17 protein-coding genes and 1 tRNA gene are annotated in these 18,590 nt (G+C 61.5%); 4 read left to right on the top strand and 14 right to left on the bottom strand.

What is annotated here, in order from left to right; all coding sequences use genetic code 11:
- Positions 1-126 precede the first annotated feature (126 nt).
- The 5 genes from SBP02_RS18360 to SBP02_RS18345 form a co-directional block, all read right to left on the bottom strand.
- On the bottom strand, positions 127-918 hold the full coding sequence (locus tag SBP02_RS18360; RefSeq protein WP_318643834.1) for a site-specific integrase: 792 nt from the start codon (positions 916-918) through the stop codon (positions 127-129).
- A gap of 926 nt (positions 919-1,844) precedes the next feature.
- The gene (locus tag SBP02_RS18355; protein WP_090448419.1) at positions 1,845-2,189 is read right to left on the bottom strand and encodes a hypothetical protein; all 345 of its coding nucleotides are present in this window, start codon (positions 2,187-2,189) and stop codon (positions 1,845-1,847) included.
- Positions 2,190-2,225: 36 nt separating this feature from the next.
- The gene (locus tag SBP02_RS20985; protein ID WP_404824344.1) at positions 2,226-2,555 is read right to left on the bottom strand and encodes a DUF6957 family protein; all 330 of its coding nucleotides are present in this window, start codon (positions 2,553-2,555) and stop codon (positions 2,226-2,228) included.
- A 69-nt stretch (positions 2,556-2,624) separates the two neighbouring features.
- A complete protein-coding gene (locus SBP02_RS18350) occupies positions 2,625-3,350 on the bottom strand; it encodes a phage antirepressor N-terminal domain-containing protein (protein ID WP_318643833.1) in 726 nt (241 codons plus the stop codon).
- A gap of 4 nt (positions 3,351-3,354) precedes the next feature.
- A complete protein-coding gene (locus SBP02_RS18345; RefSeq protein ID WP_318643832.1) occupies positions 3,355-3,852 on the bottom strand; it encodes a hypothetical protein in 498 nt (165 codons plus the stop codon).
- A 142-nt stretch (positions 3,853-3,994) separates the two neighbouring features.
- On the opposite strand from SBP02_RS18345, the gene SBP02_RS18340 reads away from it, so the two are divergent.
- Complete coding sequence (locus tag SBP02_RS18340) at positions 3,995-4,462, top strand: transcriptional regulator (protein WP_318643831.1); 468 nt, start codon at positions 3,995-3,997, stop codon at positions 4,460-4,462.
- Positions 4,463-4,630: 168 nt separating this feature from the next.
- Here SBP02_RS18340 and SBP02_RS18335 read toward each other — a convergent pair.
- The 4 genes from SBP02_RS18335 to rpsU form a co-directional block, all read right to left on the bottom strand.
- Positions 4,631-4,707: transfer RNA gene (locus SBP02_RS18335), tRNA-Ile, on the bottom strand.
- A 163-nt stretch (positions 4,708-4,870) separates the two neighbouring features.
- Positions 4,871-6,721, bottom strand: coding sequence for an RNA polymerase sigma factor RpoD (gene rpoD, locus SBP02_RS18330; RefSeq protein WP_318643830.1), 1,851 nt, complete (start codon positions 6,719-6,721; stop codon positions 4,871-4,873).
- A gap of 67 nt (positions 6,722-6,788) precedes the next feature.
- Complete coding sequence (gene dnaG / locus SBP02_RS18325) at positions 6,789-8,750, bottom strand: DNA primase (protein ID WP_318643829.1); 1,962 nt, start codon at positions 8,748-8,750, stop codon at positions 6,789-6,791.
- Between the two features lie 161 nt (positions 8,751-8,911).
- On the bottom strand, positions 8,912-9,127 hold the full coding sequence (gene rpsU / locus SBP02_RS18320; RefSeq protein ID WP_058068915.1) for a 30S ribosomal protein S21: 216 nt from the start codon (positions 9,125-9,127) through the stop codon (positions 8,912-8,914).
- A 204-nt stretch (positions 9,128-9,331) separates the two neighbouring features.
- Between rpsU and tsaD the strand changes: the two genes are divergently transcribed.
- Entirely contained in the window at positions 9,332-10,357 is a 1,026-nt protein-coding gene (gene tsaD, locus SBP02_RS18315) for a tRNA (adenosine(37)-N6)-threonylcarbamoyltransferase complex transferase subunit TsaD (RefSeq protein ID WP_318643828.1), read from the top strand.
- Between the two features lie 44 nt (positions 10,358-10,401).
- Here the strand turns inward: tsaD and plsY are convergent, their stop codons facing one another.
- Positions 10,402-10,971: a glycerol-3-phosphate 1-O-acyltransferase PlsY gene (gene plsY, locus SBP02_RS18310; RefSeq protein ID WP_318643827.1), complete on the bottom strand. Its 570-nt coding sequence runs from the start codon at positions 10,969-10,971 to the stop codon at positions 10,402-10,404.
- 240 nt (positions 10,972-11,211) lie between these two features.
- On the opposite strand from plsY, the gene folB reads away from it, so the two are divergent.
- Together folB and folK are read left to right on the top strand one after the other, a co-directional pair.
- A complete protein-coding gene (gene folB / locus SBP02_RS18305; RefSeq protein WP_318643826.1) occupies positions 11,212-11,568 on the top strand; it encodes a dihydroneopterin aldolase in 357 nt (118 codons plus the stop codon).
- Entirely contained in the window at positions 11,559-12,113 is a 555-nt protein-coding gene (folK, locus tag SBP02_RS18300; RefSeq protein WP_318643825.1) for a 2-amino-4-hydroxy-6-hydroxymethyldihydropteridine diphosphokinase, read from the top strand. Before folB ends, folK begins: the two co-directional genes overlap by 10 nt.
- Here folK and SBP02_RS18295 read toward each other — a convergent pair.
- From SBP02_RS18295 to SBP02_RS18280, 4 genes are all read right to left on the bottom strand, one after another.
- Positions 12,110-13,339, bottom strand: a complete 1,230-nt coding sequence (locus SBP02_RS18295) for a multifunctional CCA addition/repair protein (RefSeq protein ID WP_318643824.1) — start codon at positions 13,337-13,339, stop codon at positions 12,110-12,112. The two genes, folK and SBP02_RS18295, sit on opposite strands and share 4 nt — an antisense overlap.
- Before the next feature lie 110 nt (positions 13,340-13,449).
- A complete protein-coding gene (locus SBP02_RS18290; protein WP_318643823.1) occupies positions 13,450-15,036 on the bottom strand; it encodes a SpoVR family protein in 1,587 nt (528 codons plus the stop codon).
- Entirely contained in the window at positions 15,033-16,304 is a 1,272-nt protein-coding gene (locus SBP02_RS18285; protein WP_318643822.1) for a YeaH/YhbH family protein, read from the bottom strand. Before SBP02_RS18285 ends, SBP02_RS18290 begins: the two co-directional genes overlap by 4 nt.
- An 86-nt stretch (positions 16,305-16,390) precedes the next feature.
- Positions 16,391-18,313 (bottom strand): PrkA family serine protein kinase, encoded by a 1,923-nt coding sequence (locus SBP02_RS18280; protein WP_318643821.1) that lies wholly within the window; start codon positions 18,311-18,313, stop codon positions 16,391-16,393.
- Between the last annotated feature and the right edge of the window lie 277 nt (positions 18,314-18,590).

Here is an 18,590-nt window from a genome sequence, read left to right as displayed (position 1 = left end):
CGGGGTAAGCGGTTTTTGCTTGTACACGGTGCTCCCACCGCATGGCACCTCTTGCCGACACCAGTCAGTTACGACTGGCGACTCGTTGCCAGCTGGGGCAATCCCCGTTTCGATAGCATTATTGGGCTATGATTTCGGAGTGAGTACATTCTTGGCTTCTTGCCGGCGCCTCATCTCTATATACCAATGACCCCTGGTTGCGGCTGGAAACACGATCTCATCCAGAATGCGCTTTTGGCCATATCGCTGTGGCTTTTGTGGCTGACGAATGCTACCCAGGACGGCACCCTCTGCAAGGCTGACATGTGATTTCATGCCTGCTCCTAGCCGACCATCGCCGTACACACTGATCGACTCTGTGGATTGGTGCCCCATGATGTAAGCCATGCTTTCCGGGCTTTCTCCGGACGCTTTCAGAATTGAGCCCATTTGGTGTCGAAAGCTTTTCAGCGTCGGATGTTTTTTCCGCCTGGGCCAGAGTTTTCGGCATTCCTTGCGGAGGCAGTCCCTGATTGCCGTACTGGTGCGTGGGCACTCTGACATCCGATGCGCGGCCCACTCCACCAGTTTCAGAATGTTGGGTTTTCCGATGATTAAGGTACGGTCAGCTCCGCGATGCAGCTCAGCAGATTTCTTGCCGCCAATGATGTGCACTAGGTTGTCGGTGACAGTGATAGTGCGCATCTCGCAGGGGCGTACGCCCAGCCAGTATGCCAGCACCAGTGAGGCGGCTTCATCAAGAAAGCCGCCTACATGCAGGTGCTTGTAGAGCGCCTTGAAGTCCTCCAAGGGCACTTTACGAATCTGTTTCAGCTTGGGCTTTTTTGCGATCTGACTGCCCTGTGCAGTGACCGGGTTGACCAGATTTTTGATGGTTTTTGCCGCCTCGATGTTTCCCCGAGCAAGCTGATCGTTCATCAGGGCATTCTTGAGTGTGCTGAACGCATTAGGCCGATATTGGGGGGCTCTGGTAAGCAAAGCCGCGCAGATCTGCGCCGAATCTGGGGCATCTGACCCGCAGTGATCGTGGTAAAAGTTTCGAGCTCTGGTCTGGTATTTCTTCAAGGTGTCGGGCTGCATCGTCGTCATCTCTTCTTGTTGTTTTGATGACAAAGCTAAGCCGCTTCGCGAAATGGCGTTGGTGCGGCTCAGACTCCTCTGAAACCCCTTCGCCTTCGCTACGTGTTTTCTCGTTCCGTCTGAACCACTCCAACGCCCCCTTACTCGCGGCGCGAGTAAGGGTTGCGCGCTCTCACTCACGCGACACGCTTCATCTGTATTCAGCGTGCGCCGTGAGCAAAAGCGCGCGCAAGCCTTTTGTCATCAAAATCGAACAGCAGCCAGTGCCTATGGCACTGAAGGAACGAGCAGGGAGGCGCGGAGCGGTGCCATGGCCGGCGTGCCGAAATGGTTGCATTCAAAAACACTGGCCACTCAGTGGCGATTTGGTTATGAAAAAAATTATTAAAATGTTTATTTTCAATGACTTATAATGAAGTATAACCTGGAAAAACAGTGCCAGTACGGGCACTTTTAGTGCCGTAAATGGCGTCTCAGGTGTCAATTTGGGCTGTTTTCGGTGCCGCATTGGGCATTGAGAATGCCGCTAACGGCACGATACTGGTGTCGCAATCCGCCTGTGCGACATACCGGGTGTATCGCAAAGCCGAGTGCGACACGCCTAGAGTGTCGCAGTAACTGCATGTGGCATGGTCAGTGTGTCGCAGCGTGAGCGTGCGATAGTCCATGAGTGTCGCATTGATGTCCTGCGATACTCCCGGTGTGTCGTAGCCAAGCCATGCGACACGAAGAACGTGTCGCGGATCGGCAGCCACATTGTCTTCCTAATGCAGCTGCCATGGCTCAGGGTGGGTAGCGGTTAGCAGCCGTTGCAGGTAGTCATCCAGCGATTGGGCTCCTCTCAAGATATTGAAGCTGAGAATCACGTAGAAGCTGCCGCTCAGAGTGTGCAGCACCCAGAACGGCCCCTCCCTTTGAATGTCGATGATTGCCGACGTATGAATGAAATCACCGTCGGCAAATCGATCTGCTCTGACATGCCTGTGGGTGATTCCATACCCACTAGAGCCACGTATATAAGCATCGGTCAGGTATCCCGTAACGGGTCTGCTGAAAGGCAGATCGTCGACCTGCTCAAGCAGCTTCTGCAAGATCGGGTGTGTATACATAGCTATGTCGACAGATAAGTAATTGCTTTGGCTTGATCAGAAAACGCTCGCAACGGCGTCCGCGCTGGCTCGGATACGAGTACCTGGGCCTAGAAGCAGATAGACGCTGTTGAGCGTTCTGAAATGGAAACCCTCATGCTGGTGCAAGAGCGACGTTCGTACGAAGTCACCAACGTCCCACCTTCTCTCGCTGTCATAGATGACCGTGTGCGCATAGATCAAAGCAGGCTGCCTTCGGGTTTTCGCCAGCAGTAGGCGTTGGCTTTCCGTAACCACTAGATCGAGCAAGCGCCAATTCCGCACTAGGCAGTAATTCCCGTCTGGGAAACATTGTCTGGCGTAGGCCAGGGCTTCATCGTCGCTCATGCCACTGCCACTCATTGGCTCGCCTGCTGAATACAGCAAGTCAGTCATTTCCGTGAGTGTGGTCATAGGCTAAGGTTGTTCGTGCTGAGCGCCGCCGAGGTGTTGCCCTTCAAGCTCAATGCTGCATAGCAGAGCCGCGAAGTCTGAGTCGAGCAGATGTAGTCGCTGGGGACGTGCGTCAACAATGGATTTGATGATCGCATCGACGCGCTGCGATACGGGCATCTGGCTCGGCGTCTTCGAGCGATCATGCTGATAAATGATAGTGCTGAGCGAGGCGACTGCCCCGCGCAGATGGTGCTCCTGCGCTTCGGCAATTTCAAAGCCATTCTTTTCGCGAAACTGGCCAGTGATCTTCTTGGCTAATTCCGAGCGGTCAGAGGGCTCAGTCTGCCGAAGACGCCAGTTCAGAATGCGGTTCAGAACCTTAGGTGCAGCAGCTGTCTGCCCAAGTGGGTATTCCTTCTGGGCTGAAGCATCTCCGAAGAAATGTGTGCGTAGCTGATCTACGCGCAATCGTGCAGCAGGATTCACTTTGCGCGAGCTAAGCCCTTTGAGCCAGAACTCGAACTCTGCCTGTGGCAGACATAGTGCGCGCTTCATCGGAGGTTGCCCTGACAGGCGCACATCGTGCTCGCGGGGTGTGTATCGAGGGGCGTGGAGTTTTGCGGCTTGCGAGTGCCAGTTCAGTTCAATGGCTTCGCACAGTGGACGCATAGGCCAGTAGCGCTCACCGGCACTGTCGATCAGGTAGTAGACGGTCATGCCATGCACGGAGATTTTGGACGTACGCATTGAATTACAGTGCCCCCTGAGCGGCTTGAGTCGGGGCTGTCATCACCGTGCGCTTTTGTTGCAAGGCCATAAGCTCATGTAGCGCATAGCTAGCGGGATCGTTCTTCATCCATTGCAGCACGGCGCCTAAGACTTTTGGATTGTTACTGCGCTTCAGAATTTCGACCTCGTTGACTTGTGCTTCCGCTGTGCTAAAGGCCTCACTGAAGCGCAGAGCGGTTGCCCTGCTTTCTGAGCTCAGCTGGTCAAGGATCTGATCAATGAACTGCGGTATCTGCGATACCGGTAAGTAACACAAGGGCAGTTCGGATTCAGGATTGGGCTCGACCTCGACCTCGACCTGTAGATTGTTCTCCCAAATGGAAATGGCATCCGTAACCAGAGTGGTTGGTGCCCCGAGCGAACGGAGCAGGGAGCTCAGCTCTATCTGCACTTGCAGCGTTTGCTTGTCCAGTTGGAACTGCAGGCCTTTAGCGGCCTGTGGGGCTTGTGTGGTTTTCATTTCCATCTCCAGTGAATTGAAAATTTGATTGGCCTTTATTGACAGTGATACCAGGTTGGTGGTAGCGAAACAAGGTAATGCTATGCCATCAGGATGTGTCGCGTCAAAGGTGGCTTGATAATCCCTTTTCCGAGCGCGATAGATGAGCTACGAAAAGGTTTTGGGTGAGGTGGTTCGGGACATAAGGCTGCGGGCAGGTCTCACGCACGATGCCTGTGGTGAAGTTATCAACGCTACCCACCTTCGTCAGATTGAGAAGGGCCTAGCTGCGGTGAGAATCGACACACTTGTAGCTCTGTGTGAAGTGCTTGGTGTTTCACCAAGCCAGTTGCTTTTGGTGGTTGAAGCGCGCTCAGTTGGTGAAGAGGTGGAAGGGCGTCTTGCTGTGAACAACAAGCAGATTCGGGCGCTTTTGGAGGCGGGGCGCTTCGAGCCTGTCTCACCAGAAGATGCCGCTAGAGGAATTCGTGGTCTGAAAGCTGATGCGACGTGCAATGAGACTCGTCGTTTGCAGGCGGAGGGCCTATCCAAAGCGGAAATCGCCCGGCAGCTAAGCGTGACGGTGAGGACCGTTGAGCGTTACTGGCTTAAACCTGTCGCTCAGGAGTAGCTATAGGGCTCAAAGGCTCACATTTATGTGGCATGGCGAAGGGGGCGCTTTTGTCGAACTCCAAATCAGCAAAAATGAAACGGTACGCAAAACGGTACGCAAATTTTTTATTCGGCCCCAAAACGACAAAAGGCCAGCACAGTGGCTGACCTAAGTCGTTGTTTCATATGGTGGGCCCACACGGACTCGAACCGTGGACCAAAGGATTATGAGTCCTCTGCTCTAACCAACTGAGCTATAGGCCCCCAGAAGGCCGGCGGATTATACCGGGGCCTATACGGCAGCGCCAACTGAATGACGCCGCTAGAGAAATTGCCGGGGGCTGTTTGCTTGCGGGAGGGGCGGGTTGACCTGCTGGCGGCGTGCGGCGCAAAGCAAAACCCCCGGCGTGGGCCGGGGGTTCTGTTGTCACTCGTCGAGGAAGGAGCGCAGGTGCTCGCTGCGCGTCGGGTGGCGCAGCTTGCGCAACGCCTTGGCCTCGATCTGGCGGATCCGCTCGCGGGTGACATCGAACTGCTTGCCGACTTCCTCGAGGGTGTGGTCGGTGTTCATGTCGATGCCGAAGCGCATGCGCAGGACCTTGGCCTCGCGGGCGGTGAGTCCGGCCAGCACTTCGCGGGTGGCTTCCTTGAGGCTTTCCACGGTCGCCACGTCGATCGGCGATTGCATGGTCGAGTCCTCGATGAAGTCGCCCAGGTGCGAATCTTCGTCGTCGCCGATCGGCGTCTCCATGGAGATCGGTTCCTTGGCGATCTTCAGCACCTTGCGGATCTTGTCCTCGGGCATTTCCATGCGTTCGCCGAGCTCTTCCGGGGTCGGTTCGCGGCCCATCTCCTGCAGCATCTGCCGGGAGATGCGGTTGAGCTTGTTGATCGTCTCGATCATGTGCACCGGGATGCGGATGGTGCGCGCCTGGTCGGCGATCGAGCGGGTGATTGCCTGACGGATCCACCAGGTGGCGTAGGTCGAGAACTTGTAGCCGCGACGGTATTCGAACTTGTCCACCGCCTTCATCAGGCCGATGTTGCCTTCCTGGATCAGGTCGAGGAACTGCAGGCCGCGGTTGGTGTACTTCTTGGCGATGGAGATCACCAGGCGCAGGTTGGCCTCGACCATCTCCTTCTTCGCTCGGCGGGCCTTGGCCTCGCCGATCGACATGCGCCGGTTGATGTCCTTGATCTCGGCCAGGGTCAGGTCGCACTCGGCTTCCAGGTCGACCAGTTTCTGCTGGCAGCGCTGGATATCGCCTTGCAGGTTGCCGATGGCCTCGGCGTACTTGGCCTTGCCCTTGGCCAGCTGTTCGGCCCAGGTCGGGTCGACCTCGTTGCCGGGGAATAGGCGCAGGAAGTCGGCGCGCGGCATGCGCGCATCACGCACGCACAGCTGCATGATGGCCCGCTCCTGGGCGCGCAGGCGCTCCAGGGCGCTGCGCACGTGGTCGACCAGGGCATCGTATTGCTTGGGCACCAGCTTGATCGGCATGAACAGATCGGCCAGCTCCCTCAGCTCGTCGCTGGCCTGCTGGCTGCCTCGGCCGTGCTTCTTCAGGGCCTTGTTGGCTTTCTCCAGCTGCTCGGCGACCGCGGTGAAGCGGCGCAGGGCTTCTTCCGGATCCGGGCCGCCATCGCCTTCGTCCTCGTCGTCGCCGCTATCGTCGTCGCTGTCATCGTCGTCGTCGCTGTCGTCGGCAGCGGCGCTGTCCTTGGCGGGCACGGGGGCCGCAGCCTCGGCGGGGACGCTGCCGTCGTCCGGATCGATGTAGCCGTTGAGTACTTCGACCAGGCGGCCGCCCTCGGTGGTTACACGGTTGTATTCGGCGAGGATGCTGTCGACTGTGCCCGGGAAGTGAGCGATGGCGCTCATGACTTCGCGGATGCCTTCCTCGATGCGTTTGGCGATCTCGATCTCGCCTTCGCGGGTCAGCAGTTCCACTGTGCCCATTTCGCGCATGTACATGCGCACCGGGTCGGTGGTGCGGCCGATATCGGTTTCAACGGCGGCGAGGGCGGCAGCGGCCTCTTCGGCGGCGGCTTCGTCGGTGTCGGCTTCGGCCAACAACAGGGCGTCCGCATCCGGAGCGCTCTCGAATACGTTGATCCCCATGTCGTTGATCATGCGGATGATGTCTTCCACCTGTTCCGGATCGGAAATATCCTCCGGCAGGTGGTCATTGACCTCCGCGTAAGTCAGGTAACCCTGCTCACGACCGCGGCTGATCAATTCTTTCAAACGAGATTGCTGTTGCGCTTTTACGGACATAACACCCTATCCACTGAAGGTCTTGGCGGGCTGAAAACAAGCCGAGGATTATACCCGAGTAAGCGCCTCAAGCGCCAGTTGGGCTCGGGGCTACCGGTGGTGCGTTGCGGCTCAGCAGGTTGCGCAGCTGGTCTTTTTCCTCTGCGCTCAATTCACTTTGACGGGCTTTGCGCAGCAAATGTTCCAAGCTGCGCTCGCGCTGGCGGGCTACTAAGGTAGTTATAGTGTCGAAAAACTGTTGTTCAAGGTTGTCTGCCGAGATCAGCCATTCCTTCTCTGCCAGAGCCCGAAGTAGACGGCCCTGTTCGGTGCCGTGCCAGCGTGCGATCAGTTGCAGTGAGCGCAGTTTCGGGCTCTTCTGCAGGGCGCCGAGCAAGGCCACCAGTAGCTGTGCATAGGTGTCGTCCTCGCCGGCGAAGTGGCTGACGTCCTCGACCTTCTGGGCCAGCTCCGGGTGGTGCAGCAGGGTGCGCAGGGCGCTCAGGTGCGGCGATTCGACGCTGACGGCGGTGCGCGGTGCGCGGGGCTGGTCGCCGCCGCGGCCCTGCTTGTGCCATTTCTTGCCGTCTCTCTTCCATTCCCCCTTGCCCTTGTGGCTGCGCTCGAGGCTCGGTGCCGGGTGGGCGTACTCCTCGTAGCCGGGGGAGGCGTCGTGGTAGGCGCTGTCGGGAAGGTCCGAATAGTCCGGGTAGTCGCTGGGACCTGGGTTCGGGGCGGTCGCAGGTGTCGGGCTCGGGGCTTCGCCGCTGAGGCCGCTGAGGCCGGTGAGTTCGGCGAGGCGCTGGCGCATCAGGGTGCGCAGGTTGTTGCCGGGAATCTTGTCGATCAGTGGGGCGGCCAGGGTCGCCAGGTGAGCCTTGCCTTCCAGGGAGCGCGGGTCGGCCTCTTCGCCGAGTTGCTGGAAGAAGTAGTCGGCCAGGGGTTGGGCCTGCTGGGCGATGCGTGCGCGGAAGGCGTCGGTGCCTTCGCTGCGCACCAAGGTGTCCGGGTCCTCGCCTTCGGGGAGGAAGAGGAAGCGCGCGCGGCGGCCGTCCTGCAGATTGGGCAGGCAGGCTTCCAGGGCGCGCCAGGCGGCATTGCGTCCAGCCTGGTCGCCGTCGAAGCAGAACAGCACGCTGGGTACCAGGCGGAACAGGCGTTTGAGGTGCTCTTCGCTGGTGGCGGTGCCGAGGGTGGCGACGGCATTGCGCAGGCCTTGCTGGGCGAGGGCGATGACGTCCATATAGCCTTCGACCACCATGATCTCGTCGAGGTCGCGATTGCTCTTGCGTGCCTCGTACAGGCCGTAGAGCTCCTGGCCCTTGTGGAAAACCGGGGTTTCCGGCGAGTTCAGGTACTTGGGTTTGTCGTCGCCCAGCACCCTGCCGCCGAAGGCGATCACCCGGCCGCGGCTGTCGCGGATCGGGAAGATGACCCGGTCGCGGAAGCGGTCGTAGCGTTTACCGCTCTCGGCGTTCTCCACCAGCAGGCCGGCGTCGATCATGGCCTTCTGCTGCAGGTTGTCGCCGGCCAGGTGCTTGAGCAGGTTGTCCCAGCCCGGTGGGGCGAAGCCCAGGCCGAAGTCACGGGCGATCTCGCCGGACAGGCCGCGGCCTTTGAGGTAGTCCACCGCGGCGCGGCGCTGCGGGTGGCTTTTCAGGGCCTGGCGGTAGAACTCGGCGGCCGCTGCCAGTAGCGGGTAGAGCGGCGAGTCGGTGGGCTGTCTGGGCTTGCCGCTGCGTCCACCTTCTTCGCGGGGGACCTCCATGCCGGCGCGCTTGGCCAGGTCCTCGACGGCCTGGGGGAACTCCAGCTGGTCGTGGTCCATGACGAAGCCGAGGGCGTTGCCGCCGGCGCCGCAGCCGAAGCAGTAGTAGAACTGCTTGTCCGGACTGACGCTGAAGGAGGGGGTCTTTTCCTTGTGGAAGGGGCAGCAGGCGGTGTAGTTCTTGCCGGCTTTTTTCAGCTGAATGCGTGCGCCGACCACCTCGACGATGTCGGTGCGGTTGAGCAGGTCATCGATGAAAGACTGCGGGATCAGGCCGGCCATAGGCGCTCAGAATACTGCCGTGTGGGGTGGCTGGACAGATGTGCGGAGGGGACGAAAAAACTCCGGCCATTCGCCGGTCGGCGAAGCGGAGTGTGGGGCCATAAATGCAAAGCCCGGCGAAAGCCGGGCGCTGCTGACTGCTGCGAGGCGGTCCGTACTGATTAGTACAGACGCACGCTGCGGCGCTGTTCGCGCTGTACTTTCTTGGCGTGACGCTTAACAGCGGCAGCGGCCTTGCGCTTACGCTCTGCGGTCGGCTTCTCGTAGAATTCGCGGCTACGAACTTCAGCCAGAATGCCGGCTTTTTCGCAGGAGCGCTTGAAACGACGCAGAGCTACGTCGAAGGGTTCGTTCTCTTTAACTTTGACGGCTGGCATCCAGGGCTACCTTCTTTATTACCGGGGGTCACGCACTCCTGGCAAATGGCGCGGGAGGACGTAGGTTTTTAAGGGTTGCGGATGTTACCGTCTCGCCGCCGGGAATGCAAAGCCTCTGATCGAAAAGCGCTGGTCGGCCTCCGCGCCTGCCTATTATTATGCGCGCCTTCGAATGTATGCCACCTCATATCAAGGCGCTGCCCCATGCTGGTACTGGGATTGGAAACCTCCTGCGACGAGACCGGTGTCGCGCTCTACGACAGCGAGCGCGGCCTGCTGGCGGATGCGCTGTTCAGTCAGATCGACCTGCACCGCGTTTATGGTGGTGTGGTGCCGGAGCTGGCCTCGCGCGACCACGTCAAGCGCATGCTGCCGCTGATTCGCGAAGTGCTGGCCGAGGCCAACTGCACGGCCGCGGCGATCGATGCGATCGCCTACACCGCCGGGCCCGGTCTGGTCGGGGCGCTGTTGGTCGGTGCCTCCTGCGCCCAGGCCCTGGCGTTCGCCTGGGGGGTCCCGGCGCTCGGTGTGCATCATATGGAGGGGCACCTGTTGGCGCCGATGCTGGAGGCGCAGCCGCCGAGCTTCCCCTTCGTCGCCTTGCTGGTGTCCGGCGGCCATACCCAGCTGGTGCGGGTCGACGGTATCGGCCAGTACCAGTTGCTGGGCGAGTCCCTCGACGATGCGGCCGGCGAGGCCTTCGACAAGACGGCCAAGCTGATGGGCCTGCGCTACCCGGGCGGGCCGGAGATTGCCCGCCTGGCCGAGCTGGGCACGCCCGGACGCTTCGTGTTTCCCCGGCCCATGACCGATCGTCCAGGACTGGACTTCAGCTTCAGCGGTCTGAAGACCTTCACCCTGAATACCTGGCAGCAGTGCCGCGAGGCGGGTGACGACGGCGAGCAGACCCGTTGCGATATCGCCCTGGCGTTCCAGCAGGCGGTGGTCGAGACCCTCACCATCAAGTGCCGTCGGGCGCTCAAGCAGACGGGCCTGAACAGCTTGGTGATCGCCGGTGGCGTCAGTGCCAACAAGGCTTTGCGTGAATCCTTGGAGGCGATGCTGGGGGCGCTGAAGGGCCAGGTGTTCTATGCCCGTCCGGCCTTCTGCACCGACAACGGTGCGATGATCGCCTACGCCGGCTGCCAGCGCCTCAAGGCCGGGCAGCGCGAGGGGCTGGGCATCTCGGTGCAGGCGCGCTGGCCGATGGAGCAATTGCCCGCACTGTAAGGCGCGGGCCGATAGCGTCGGAGGAAACCGCGCTGGGCCTCGCGTTAGAAATGCCGCTCCCGACCTGCCAGCAGGTCGCGTAGATTGCCGCGGTGACGCCAGACGACCAGCCCGGTCAATACGCTCACCGGCAGTAGCGCGGCAGGCTGCTGCCAGGCCAGCAGGGGCAGGGTCAGGGGCGTGGCGATCAGCGCCGCCAACGAACTGGTGCGGGTCAGCAGGAAGGTCAGCAGCCAGGCAGCGATGGCGAGGAGTGCGGCGGGGGGGTAGAGGCCCAGCAACATGCCGGCGGACGTGGCGACACCCTTGCCGCCGCGGAAGCGAAAGTACAGGGGGTAGAGGTGGCCGACCACTGCCGCGAGGCCGACCCAGGCCTGTTGCTGCAGGCCCAGGCCCAGCAGTTTGGCGATCAGCACGGGCAGCAGGCCCTTGAACAGGTCGCCCAGCAGGGTCAGCACGGCCAGGCGTTTCCCCGCCACGCGCAGCATATTGGTGGCGCCGGGGTTGCCCGAACCGCTGGCGCGTGGATCCGGTCCGCCGGCCAGGCGGCTGAGCAGTATGGCGAAGGACAGCGAGCCCAGCAGGTAGGCGAGGACCGCCAGCAGCCAAAACATGGTATCCGTTCCAGGTCGAGGAATGGCTCGATTCTACAGACCGCTACGGCCGGTAGCGAGCGAGGGCGGTGCGATAGACCCGCTGGCGAGGAACTGGGGGTGACCCAGGCTGGATGTTGCTGCAATCTGAGTCGTAAATGGACATTCGAGTCCGCTATCAATGCCGTATAGTCCTGCGCAGCAGTGCTGTGCGGAAGGTCGGCGTGGAGCTGCGGTCATGCCGCGTTGTGGAGAGTGTGCTTGGACATAGTGTTTATCGAAGGGCTGGAAGTCGATACGGTGATCGGTGCCTACGACTGGGAGCGCACCATTCGCCAGTGCTTGCGTCTTGACCTCTACCTGGGCTGGGACAATCGCCCCGCCGCGGTGGGCGACGACCTGAGCAAGGCGCTCGACTATGCCGCCGTGGCCGCGCGGGTCCAGGCCTATGTCGGCGAGTCGCAGTTCATCCTGGTGGAAACCCTGGCCGAGCGCCTGGCCGAGTTGCTGATGGTCGAGTTCCGCATTCCCTGGTTGCGCATCAAGCTGACCAAGCCGGGCGCAGTGCCCGCTGCCGCGGGCGGCGTCGGTGTGGAGATCGAGCGCGGATGTCGCTGACCCCGGTATTCCTCGGTCTCGGTAGCAATATCGAGCGCGAGGCTCATCTGCATGCGGGGCTCGACGCGCTGGCTGGCCTGCTCGGCGACATGCGCTGCTCGCCGGTATTCGAAAGCCATGCGGTGGGGATCAAGAGCGGCCCCTTCTTCAACCTGGTGGTGGCCGGCTATAGCCCGTTGCCGCTGGGGGAGCTGGACCGGCGTCTGAAGTTCATCGAGGCGGATAACGGTCGCTACGCGCCGGAGCGCAAGGGCCTGCCGCTGGATATCGATGTGCTGCTGTATGGCGACCGGGTCGGCAACTTCGACGGCCTGGTGCTGCCGCGCGCGGAAATTCTCAAGAACGCCTTCGTGCTCTGGCCTCTGGCGCTGCTGGCACCGGAAGAGGTGCATCCGGGCGCGCGGCGTTGCTTCGCCGAGCTGTGGCAGGCGGCGCGGATCGAGCAGCAGCTGTGGCCGGTGCCCTTTCGGTGGCAAGGGCGCGAGCTGACCCCGCCAGCCCTGCTGCAGGCCTTCCCGCCGCCGAGTGCGCGCGATCTAAGTTAGGGCGCGTTGTGCGCCTTGTAGGTCTTGAGCGCCTGCAGACGCTCCTTTTTCAAGGCTTCGCCCAGTTCGGGTCCCTTGAATCCCCGTTCCAGCAGCGGTTGCACGGCGACCGCACGGACCGCCTGCATGGCGCCGCGCAGGTAACCGGCCTGCGGGTAGTCGCGGTGTTCCAGGCCACTGCGGCCGCGGGCGTCCATTTCGCAGGCGGCGATGAACTCCTCGAAGCGTTGTGGGCGCCGATAGACGTCGAAACGCTGCAGCAGCTCCAGCAGGGTTGTGGCCTTCAGTTCCAGGGCGCGATGGCCGTGGCTGTGGAATTCGCCGACCAGCAGGGCCAGCTCCTGGCAGTCTTTCGGCGCCTTGCTGCGCTGGTTGATCGCCTGGATGGCGGGCATGCCCCGTTGTTCGTGGGCGATATGCCGCGGCCACTGGGCTTGCGGGGTCAAACCCTTGCCGACGTCATGCAGCAGGCAGGCCCAGCGCACCGTCAGCGGCTGCCGGTGCTCGGCGCACTGGCGCAGTACGCCGAGGACATGCACGCCGGTATCGATCTCCGGATGGTAGGCCGCCGGTTGTGGGACGCCGAACAGGGCGTCGACCTCCGGCAGCAGGGCCTGGAGTGCGCCGCAATCGCGTAGTACCTGCACGAACACGTCAGGGCGCGGCTCGAGCAGGGCGCGGGATATCTCCTTCCAGCTGCGCTCGGGGGTGAGCGCCGCCAGTTCGCCCGACTCGCTGAGTTGACGCATCAGCTCCAGGGTCTCGGCGGCCACGCTGAAACCATCGGGCGCATAGCGGGCGGCGAAGCGGGCGACCCGCAGCACCCGCAGCGGGTCTTCGGCGAAGGCGGGGGAAACATGGCGCAGGATGCGGGCGGCGAGGTCGCGCTGCCCGCCATAGGGGTCGATCAGCCGGCCCTGGTCGTCCTCGGCCATGGCGTTGACCGTCAGGTCGCGGCGGATCAGGTCCTCTTCGAGGCTGACATCCGGGCTGGCGTAGAAGGTGAAACCGCCATAGCCGCGTCCGCTCTTGCGCTCGGTGCGTGCCAGGGCGTACTCCTCGCCGGTCCCGGGGTGCAGGAACACCGGAAAGTCCGCGCCCACCGGGCGGAACCCCTGGGCCAGCAGTTGTTCGGCGGTCGCACCGACCACGACCCAGTCGGTCTCCTCGACCGCCCGCCCCAACAGGCGGTCGCGTACTGCACCACCCACCTTGTATATCTGCATGACCACCTCCGTTGGCGCAGAGGATAGCGGTTGCGGCCTTGGCAGGGGAAAGACTTATTATCGAGGACGAAGCGCAAGACGCCGCCCGGTCAGGGCGGCGATGTGGTCGATCAGATCGGCGGAATGATCAGGTCGAGGCGCGGGTACTCGCCCTCCTGTTCGGATTCGCCCTTGGGGGGGACGTGGTGAGTCTCGATCAACTGGTCGCCTTGCAGGGTTTCCAGATGGATATCGAAGCCCCATAGGCGGTGCAGGTGCTTCATCACCTCTTCGGTCGAGCTGCCCAGCGGCTTGCGGTCATGCTGCTGATGGCGCAGGGTCAGCGAGCGGTCGCCGCGCCGGTCGATGTTCCAGATCTGTACATTGGGTTCGCGGTTGCCGAGGTTGTACTGCGCGGCCAGGGTCTCGCGGATGATGCGATAGCCCGCCTCGTCATGGATGGCCGGCACCACCAGTTCATCTTTCTGGTCGTCGTCGAGGACGCTGAACAACTTGAGGTCGCGGATCACCTTGGGCGACAGGTACTGCAGGATGAAGCTCTCGTCCTTGAAGCTCTTCATGGCGAATTTCAGGGTGCTGAGCCAGTCGCTGCCGGCGATGTCGGGGAACCAGCGGCGGTCCTCCTCGGTAGGTTCCTCGCAGATCCGGCGGATGTCGCGGTACATAGCGAACCCCAGGGTATAGGGGTTGATGCCGCTGTAGTAAGGGCTGTCGAATGGCGGCTGGTAGATCACGCTGGTGTGCGACTGCAGGAACTCGAGGATGAAGCCATCGGTAATCAGGCCTTCGTCGTACAGGTCGTTCATCAGGGTGTAGTGCCAGAAGGTGGCCCAGCCTTCGTTCATGACCTGGGTCTGGCGCTGCGGGTAGAAGTACTGGGCGATCTTGCGCACGATGCGGATCACCTCGCGCTGCCAGGGCTCCAGCAGCGGTGCGTGCTTCTCCAGGAAGTACAGGATGTTTTCCTGGGGCTCGGCGGGGAAACGCGTGCTTTCCTTCTCGTCGTCCTTGCTGGCGCCTTTGGGGATGGTGCGCCACAGGTCATTAATCTGTTTCTGCAGGTGTTCTTCGCGCTCTTTCTGGCGCCGGCGCTCCTCCTCGGCGGAGATCGGGTAGGGGCGCTTGTAGCGGTCGACACCGTAGTTCATCAGGGCGTGGCAGGAGTCGAGCAGGTCTTCCACCGCGTCGATGCCATGGCGCTCTTCGCACTGGGTAATGTACTGCTTGGCGAACACCAGGTAGTCGATGATCGAGCTGGCGTCCGTCCAGGTGCGGAACAGGTAGTTGCCCTTGAAGAAGCTGTTGTGTCCGTAGCAGGCGTGGGCGATCACCAGGGCCTGCATGCACATGGTGTTCTCTTCCATCAGGTAGGCGATGCACGGATCGGAGTTGATCACGATCTCGTAGGCCAGGCCCATCTGGCCGCGTTTGTAGTTTTTCTCGGTGCTGAGGAAGTGCTTGCCATAGGACCAGTGGTGGTAGCCCAGCGGCATGCCCACCGAGGCGTAGGCGTCCATCATTTGCTCGGCGGTGATGACCTCGATCTGGTTGGGGTAGGTGTCCAGCGCATAGCGCTCGGCGAGGCGGCCGATCTCGCGGTCATAGGCGCGGATCAACTCGAAGGTCCACTCCGAGCCGGTGGCGATCGGTTCGCGTCTCTTTGTGCTGCTGCGGGCTGCGCCGTCATAACTGGTCATGTCACGAGCCTCCGCTGGAACAGTTCGCGGAACACCGGGTAGATATCCGTCGCCGAAACCAGTTGTTGCTGGGCGAAGGTATCCTCGAAACTCTCACGCACCTGTTCGTACTCGAACCACAGGGCCTGGTGCTCGCGCGGGGTGATCTCGACGTAGGTGAAGTACTGCACGAACGGCATGATCTGTTTCATCAGGATATCGCGACAGATCGGCGAGTCGTCGTTCCAGTTGTCGCCGTCCGACGCCTGGGCACCGTAGATATTCCACTCGTTGATCGGGTAGCGCTCGGCCATGATTTCCTGCATCAGCTTGAGGGCGCTGGAAACGATGGTGCCGCCGGTCTCGCGGGAGTAGAAGAACTCTTCCTCGTCGACCTCCTTGGCGCTGGTGTGGTGGCGAATGAACACCACGTCGATCTTGTCGTAGCTGCGCTTGAGGAACAGGTAGAGCAGGATGAAGAAACGCTTGGCGATATCCTTGGTCGCCTGGGTCATGGAGCCGGAGACATCCATCAGGCAGAACATCACCGCCTTGGAGCTGGGGTTGGGTTGCTTGACCAGCAGGTTGTACTTGAGGTCGAAGGTGTCGAGAAAGGGCAGGCGGGCGATGTGTGCGCGCAAATGGCCGATCTCCGCCTCCATGGCCTGAATGTCGCCCAGGTTGTCGGGCTCCTCACGCTTCAGGCGCTCCAGCTCGGCCAGCGCTTCGCGCAGTTTGCTGCGGCTGCTGCCGGACAGGGCGATGCGCCGCGCGTGAGCCGAGCGCAAGGTGCGGACGATATTGATCCGCGATGGGTTGCCGACATTGCTGATGCCGGCCCGTACGGTCTTGAAGGTGTCGGCGCCGGTCAGATGGCGCTTGACCAGATTGGGCAGCTCCAGGTCCTCGAACATGAAGTCGAGGAACTCCTCCTGAGTGATCTGGAAGACGAACTCATCCATTCCCTCGCCGGTATTGCTGGCCTTGCCACCGCCCTTGCCGCCACCGCCGCCTGGCGGTCGGGGGATGTGCTCGCCGGCGACGAATTCCTTGTTGCCGGGGTGGACGATGGTCTGGCGGCCACCGCTGCCGTGGTGCAGCACCGGCTCGTCGATGTCGCGGCCAGGAATGCTGATCTGTTCGCCGTGCTCCATGTCGGTGATGGAGCGGCGGCTGACAGCCTCCTCCACCGCCTTCTTGATGTGCTCACGGTAGCGCCGCAGGAAGCGCTGGCGGTTTACCGTGCTCTTGTTCTTGCCGCTCAGGCGCCGGTCGATCACATAGCTCATAGGCCCCTCCGGGGAGCTTTGCGCGTCAAGCCCAAAAGCTGCTGCCGGCCCGGGTAGCAGCTTTGGGCCGATGGCTTGAGGCTGGGTTACTGCGATTTGCGAACCCGCAGATACCACTCGGAAAGCAGGCGTACCTGCTTGTCGGTGTAGCCCCGTTCGACCATGCGCTTGACGAAGTCGTTGTGCTTCTGTTGGTCCTCCTTGCTTGCCTTGGCGTTGAAGCTGATGACCGGCAAGAGGTCTTCGGTGTTGGAGAACATCTTCTTCTCGATCACCACGCGCAGCTTTTCATAGCTGAGCCAGGTCGGGTTCTTGCCGTTGTTGTTGGCGCGGGCGCGCAGCACGAAGTTGACGATCTCGTTGCGGAAGTCCTTCGGGTTGCTGATGCCGGCCGGTTTCTCGATCTTTTCCAGTTCCTCGTTGAGGGCTACGCGGTTGAGAATCTCGCCGGTTTCCGGATCGCGGTATTCCTGGTCCTGGATCCAGAAGTCGGCGTACAGCACGTAGCGGTCGAAGATGTTCTGCCCGTATTCGCTGTAGGACTCGAGGTAGGCGGTCTGGATCTCCTTGCCGATGAAGTCGATGTAGCGTGGCGCCAGGTATTCCTTGATGAAGCGCAGGTAGCGCTCGCGGACCTCGGCAGGGAACTGTTCCTGCTCGATCTGCTGCTCCAGGACGTAGAGCAGGTGTACCGGGTTGGCCGCTACCTCGTGGGAGTCGAAGTTGAACACCTTGGAGAGGATCTTGAAGGCGAAGCGAGTCGACAGGCCATTCATGCCCTCGTCCACCCCGGCGTTGTCGCGGTACTCCTGGATCGACTTGGCCTTGGGGTCGGTGTCCTTGAGGTTCTCGCCGTCGTAGACGCGCATCTTCGAGTAGATGTTGGAGTTCTCCGGTTCCTTCAGGCGCGACAGTACCGAGAACTGCGCGAGCATCTTCAGGGTGTCGGGGGCGCAGTGGGCCTGGGCCAGGGAGCTGTTGGCCAGGAGCTTGTCGTAGATCTTGATTTCGTCGGTGACGCGCAGGCAGTAGGGCACCTTGACGATGTAGATACGGTCGATGAACGCCTCGTTGTTCTTGTTGTTGCGGAAGCTGTGCCACTCGGACTCGTTGGAGTGGGCCAGCAGGATGCCGTTGAACGGCAGGCCGCCGAGGCCCTCGGTGCTGTTGTAGTTGCCTTCCTGGGTGGCGGTCAGCAGCGGGTGCAGCACCTTGATCGGTGCCTTGAACATCTCGACGAACTCCATCAGGCCCTGGTTGGCGCGGCACAGGGCGCCGGAATAGCTGTAGGCATCGGCGTCGTTCTGCGGAAATTCTTCCAGCTTGCGGATGTCCACCTTGCCGACCAGGGCGGAGATGTCCTGGTTGTTCTCGTCGCCCGGTTCGGTCTTGGCAACGGCGATCTGGTTGAGGATCGAGGGATAGAGCTTGACCACGCGGAACTGGCTGATATCACCACCGAACTCGGACAGCCGCTTGGTCGCCCAGGGTGACATCACGGTGGTCAGGTAGCGGCGCGGGATGCCGAAATCCTCCTCGAGGATGGTGGCGTCTTCGGCGGCATTGAACAGGCCCAGTGGCGACTCGAATACCGGCGAGCCCTTGATCGCATAGAAGGGCACCTTCTCCATCAGCTGCTTGAGCTTCTCCGCCAGGGACGACTTGCCGCCGCCGACCGGGCCCAGCAGGTAGAGAATCTGTTTCTTCTCCTCCAGGCCCTGGGCGGAATGACGGAAGAAGGCGACGATCTGGTCGATGCACTCTTCCATGCCGTGGAAGTCGGCGAAGGCCGGGTAGCGGCGGATCATCTTGTTGGAGAAGATGCGCGACAGCCGGGCGTTGCTCGAGGTATCGAGCAGTTCGGGTTCGCCGATGGCCATCAGTAGGCGCTCGGCGGCCGTAGCGTAGGCGCTGGGGTCTTGTTTGCACAGCTCGAGATACTCTTGGAGGCTGTATTCCTCCTGGCGAGTTGCTTCGAAGCGTTGTTGGAAGTGGCTGAAAATACTCATGACGTCACCTCGGTCGATGCTCGGAGCCGGGCGAGGGATCGGTCGTTCGGGTGCTAAGACGCAGCCGATGAGAGTGCCGACGAAGATCCCCCAGAAAACAAAAGGTCGTTACCGTTGGCCCGAAGCCGGTCAGCCGGCTTTCCCTGATTTTTGGATGGCCTGAGGTAAGGATAGTTCGGAATCTGGAAGATCAAGCGCGGCGCAACGATAACAAGATATTGCCGCGCCCGGTGCGGGGCGCAGAGGCAGTAATGGTGCGGGGTTGCCGGGGAGGCCG

It is taken from the genome of Pseudomonas benzenivorans, assembly GCF_033547155.1.
GTDB lineage: Bacteria > Pseudomonadota > Gammaproteobacteria > Pseudomonadales > Pseudomonadaceae > Aquipseudomonas > Aquipseudomonas benzenivorans_B.
This window is presented reverse-complemented; position numbering and strand designations above follow the sequence as displayed.

Excerpts from the sequence above, each read along its gene's own strand:
- SBP02_RS18340 (WP_318643831.1), top strand. The coding sequence starts at position 3,995 with ATGAGCTACGAAAAGGTTTTGGGTGAGGTGGTTCGGGACATAAGGCTG.
- SBP02_RS18285 (WP_318643822.1), bottom strand. The coding sequence starts at position 16,304 with ATGAGCTATGTGATCGACCGGCGCCTGAGCGGCAAGAACAAGAGCACG.
- SBP02_RS18290 (WP_318643823.1), bottom strand. The coding sequence starts at position 15,036 with ATGACCAGTTATGACGGCGCAGCCCGCAGCAGCACAAAGAGACGCGAA.
- dnaG (WP_318643829.1), bottom strand. The coding sequence starts at position 8,750 with ATGGCCGGCCTGATCCCGCAGTCTTTCATCGATGACCTGCTCAACCGC.
- SBP02_RS18350 (WP_318643833.1), bottom strand. The coding sequence starts at position 3,350 with ATGCGTACGTCCAAAATCTCCGTGCATGGCATGACCGTCTACTACCTG.
- plsY (WP_318643827.1), bottom strand. The coding sequence starts at position 10,971 with ATGTTTTGGCTGCTGGCGGTCCTCGCCTACCTGCTGGGCTCGCTGTCC.
- tsaD (WP_318643828.1), top strand. The coding sequence starts at position 9,332 with ATGCTGGTACTGGGATTGGAAACCTCCTGCGACGAGACCGGTGTCGCG.
- SBP02_RS18280 (WP_318643821.1), bottom strand. The coding sequence starts at position 18,313 with ATGAGTATTTTCAGCCACTTCCAACAACGCTTCGAAGCAACTCGCCAG.
- rpsU (WP_058068915.1), bottom strand. The coding sequence starts at position 9,127 with ATGCCAGCCGTCAAAGTTAAAGAGAACGAACCCTTCGACGTAGCTCTG.
- SBP02_RS18345 (WP_318643832.1), bottom strand. The coding sequence starts at position 3,852 with ATGAAAACCACACAAGCCCCACAGGCCGCTAAAGGCCTGCAGTTCCAA.
- SBP02_RS18355 (WP_090448419.1), bottom strand. The coding sequence starts at position 2,189 with ATGTATACACACCCGATCTTGCAGAAGCTGCTTGAGCAGGTCGACGAT.
- folK (WP_318643825.1), top strand. The coding sequence starts at position 11,559 with ATGTCGCTGACCCCGGTATTCCTCGGTCTCGGTAGCAATATCGAGCGC.
- SBP02_RS18360 (WP_318643834.1), bottom strand. The coding sequence starts at position 918 with ATGAACGATCAGCTTGCTCGGGGAAACATCGAGGCGGCAAAAACCATC.
- rpoD (WP_318643830.1), bottom strand. The coding sequence starts at position 6,721 with ATGTCCGTAAAAGCGCAACAGCAATCTCGTTTGAAAGAATTGATCAGC.
- SBP02_RS20985 (WP_404824344.1), bottom strand. The coding sequence starts at position 2,555 with ATGAGCGACGATGAAGCCCTGGCCTACGCCAGACAATGTTTCCCAGAC.
- SBP02_RS18295 (WP_318643824.1), bottom strand. The coding sequence starts at position 13,339 with ATGCAGATATACAAGGTGGGTGGTGCAGTACGCGACCGCCTGTTGGGG.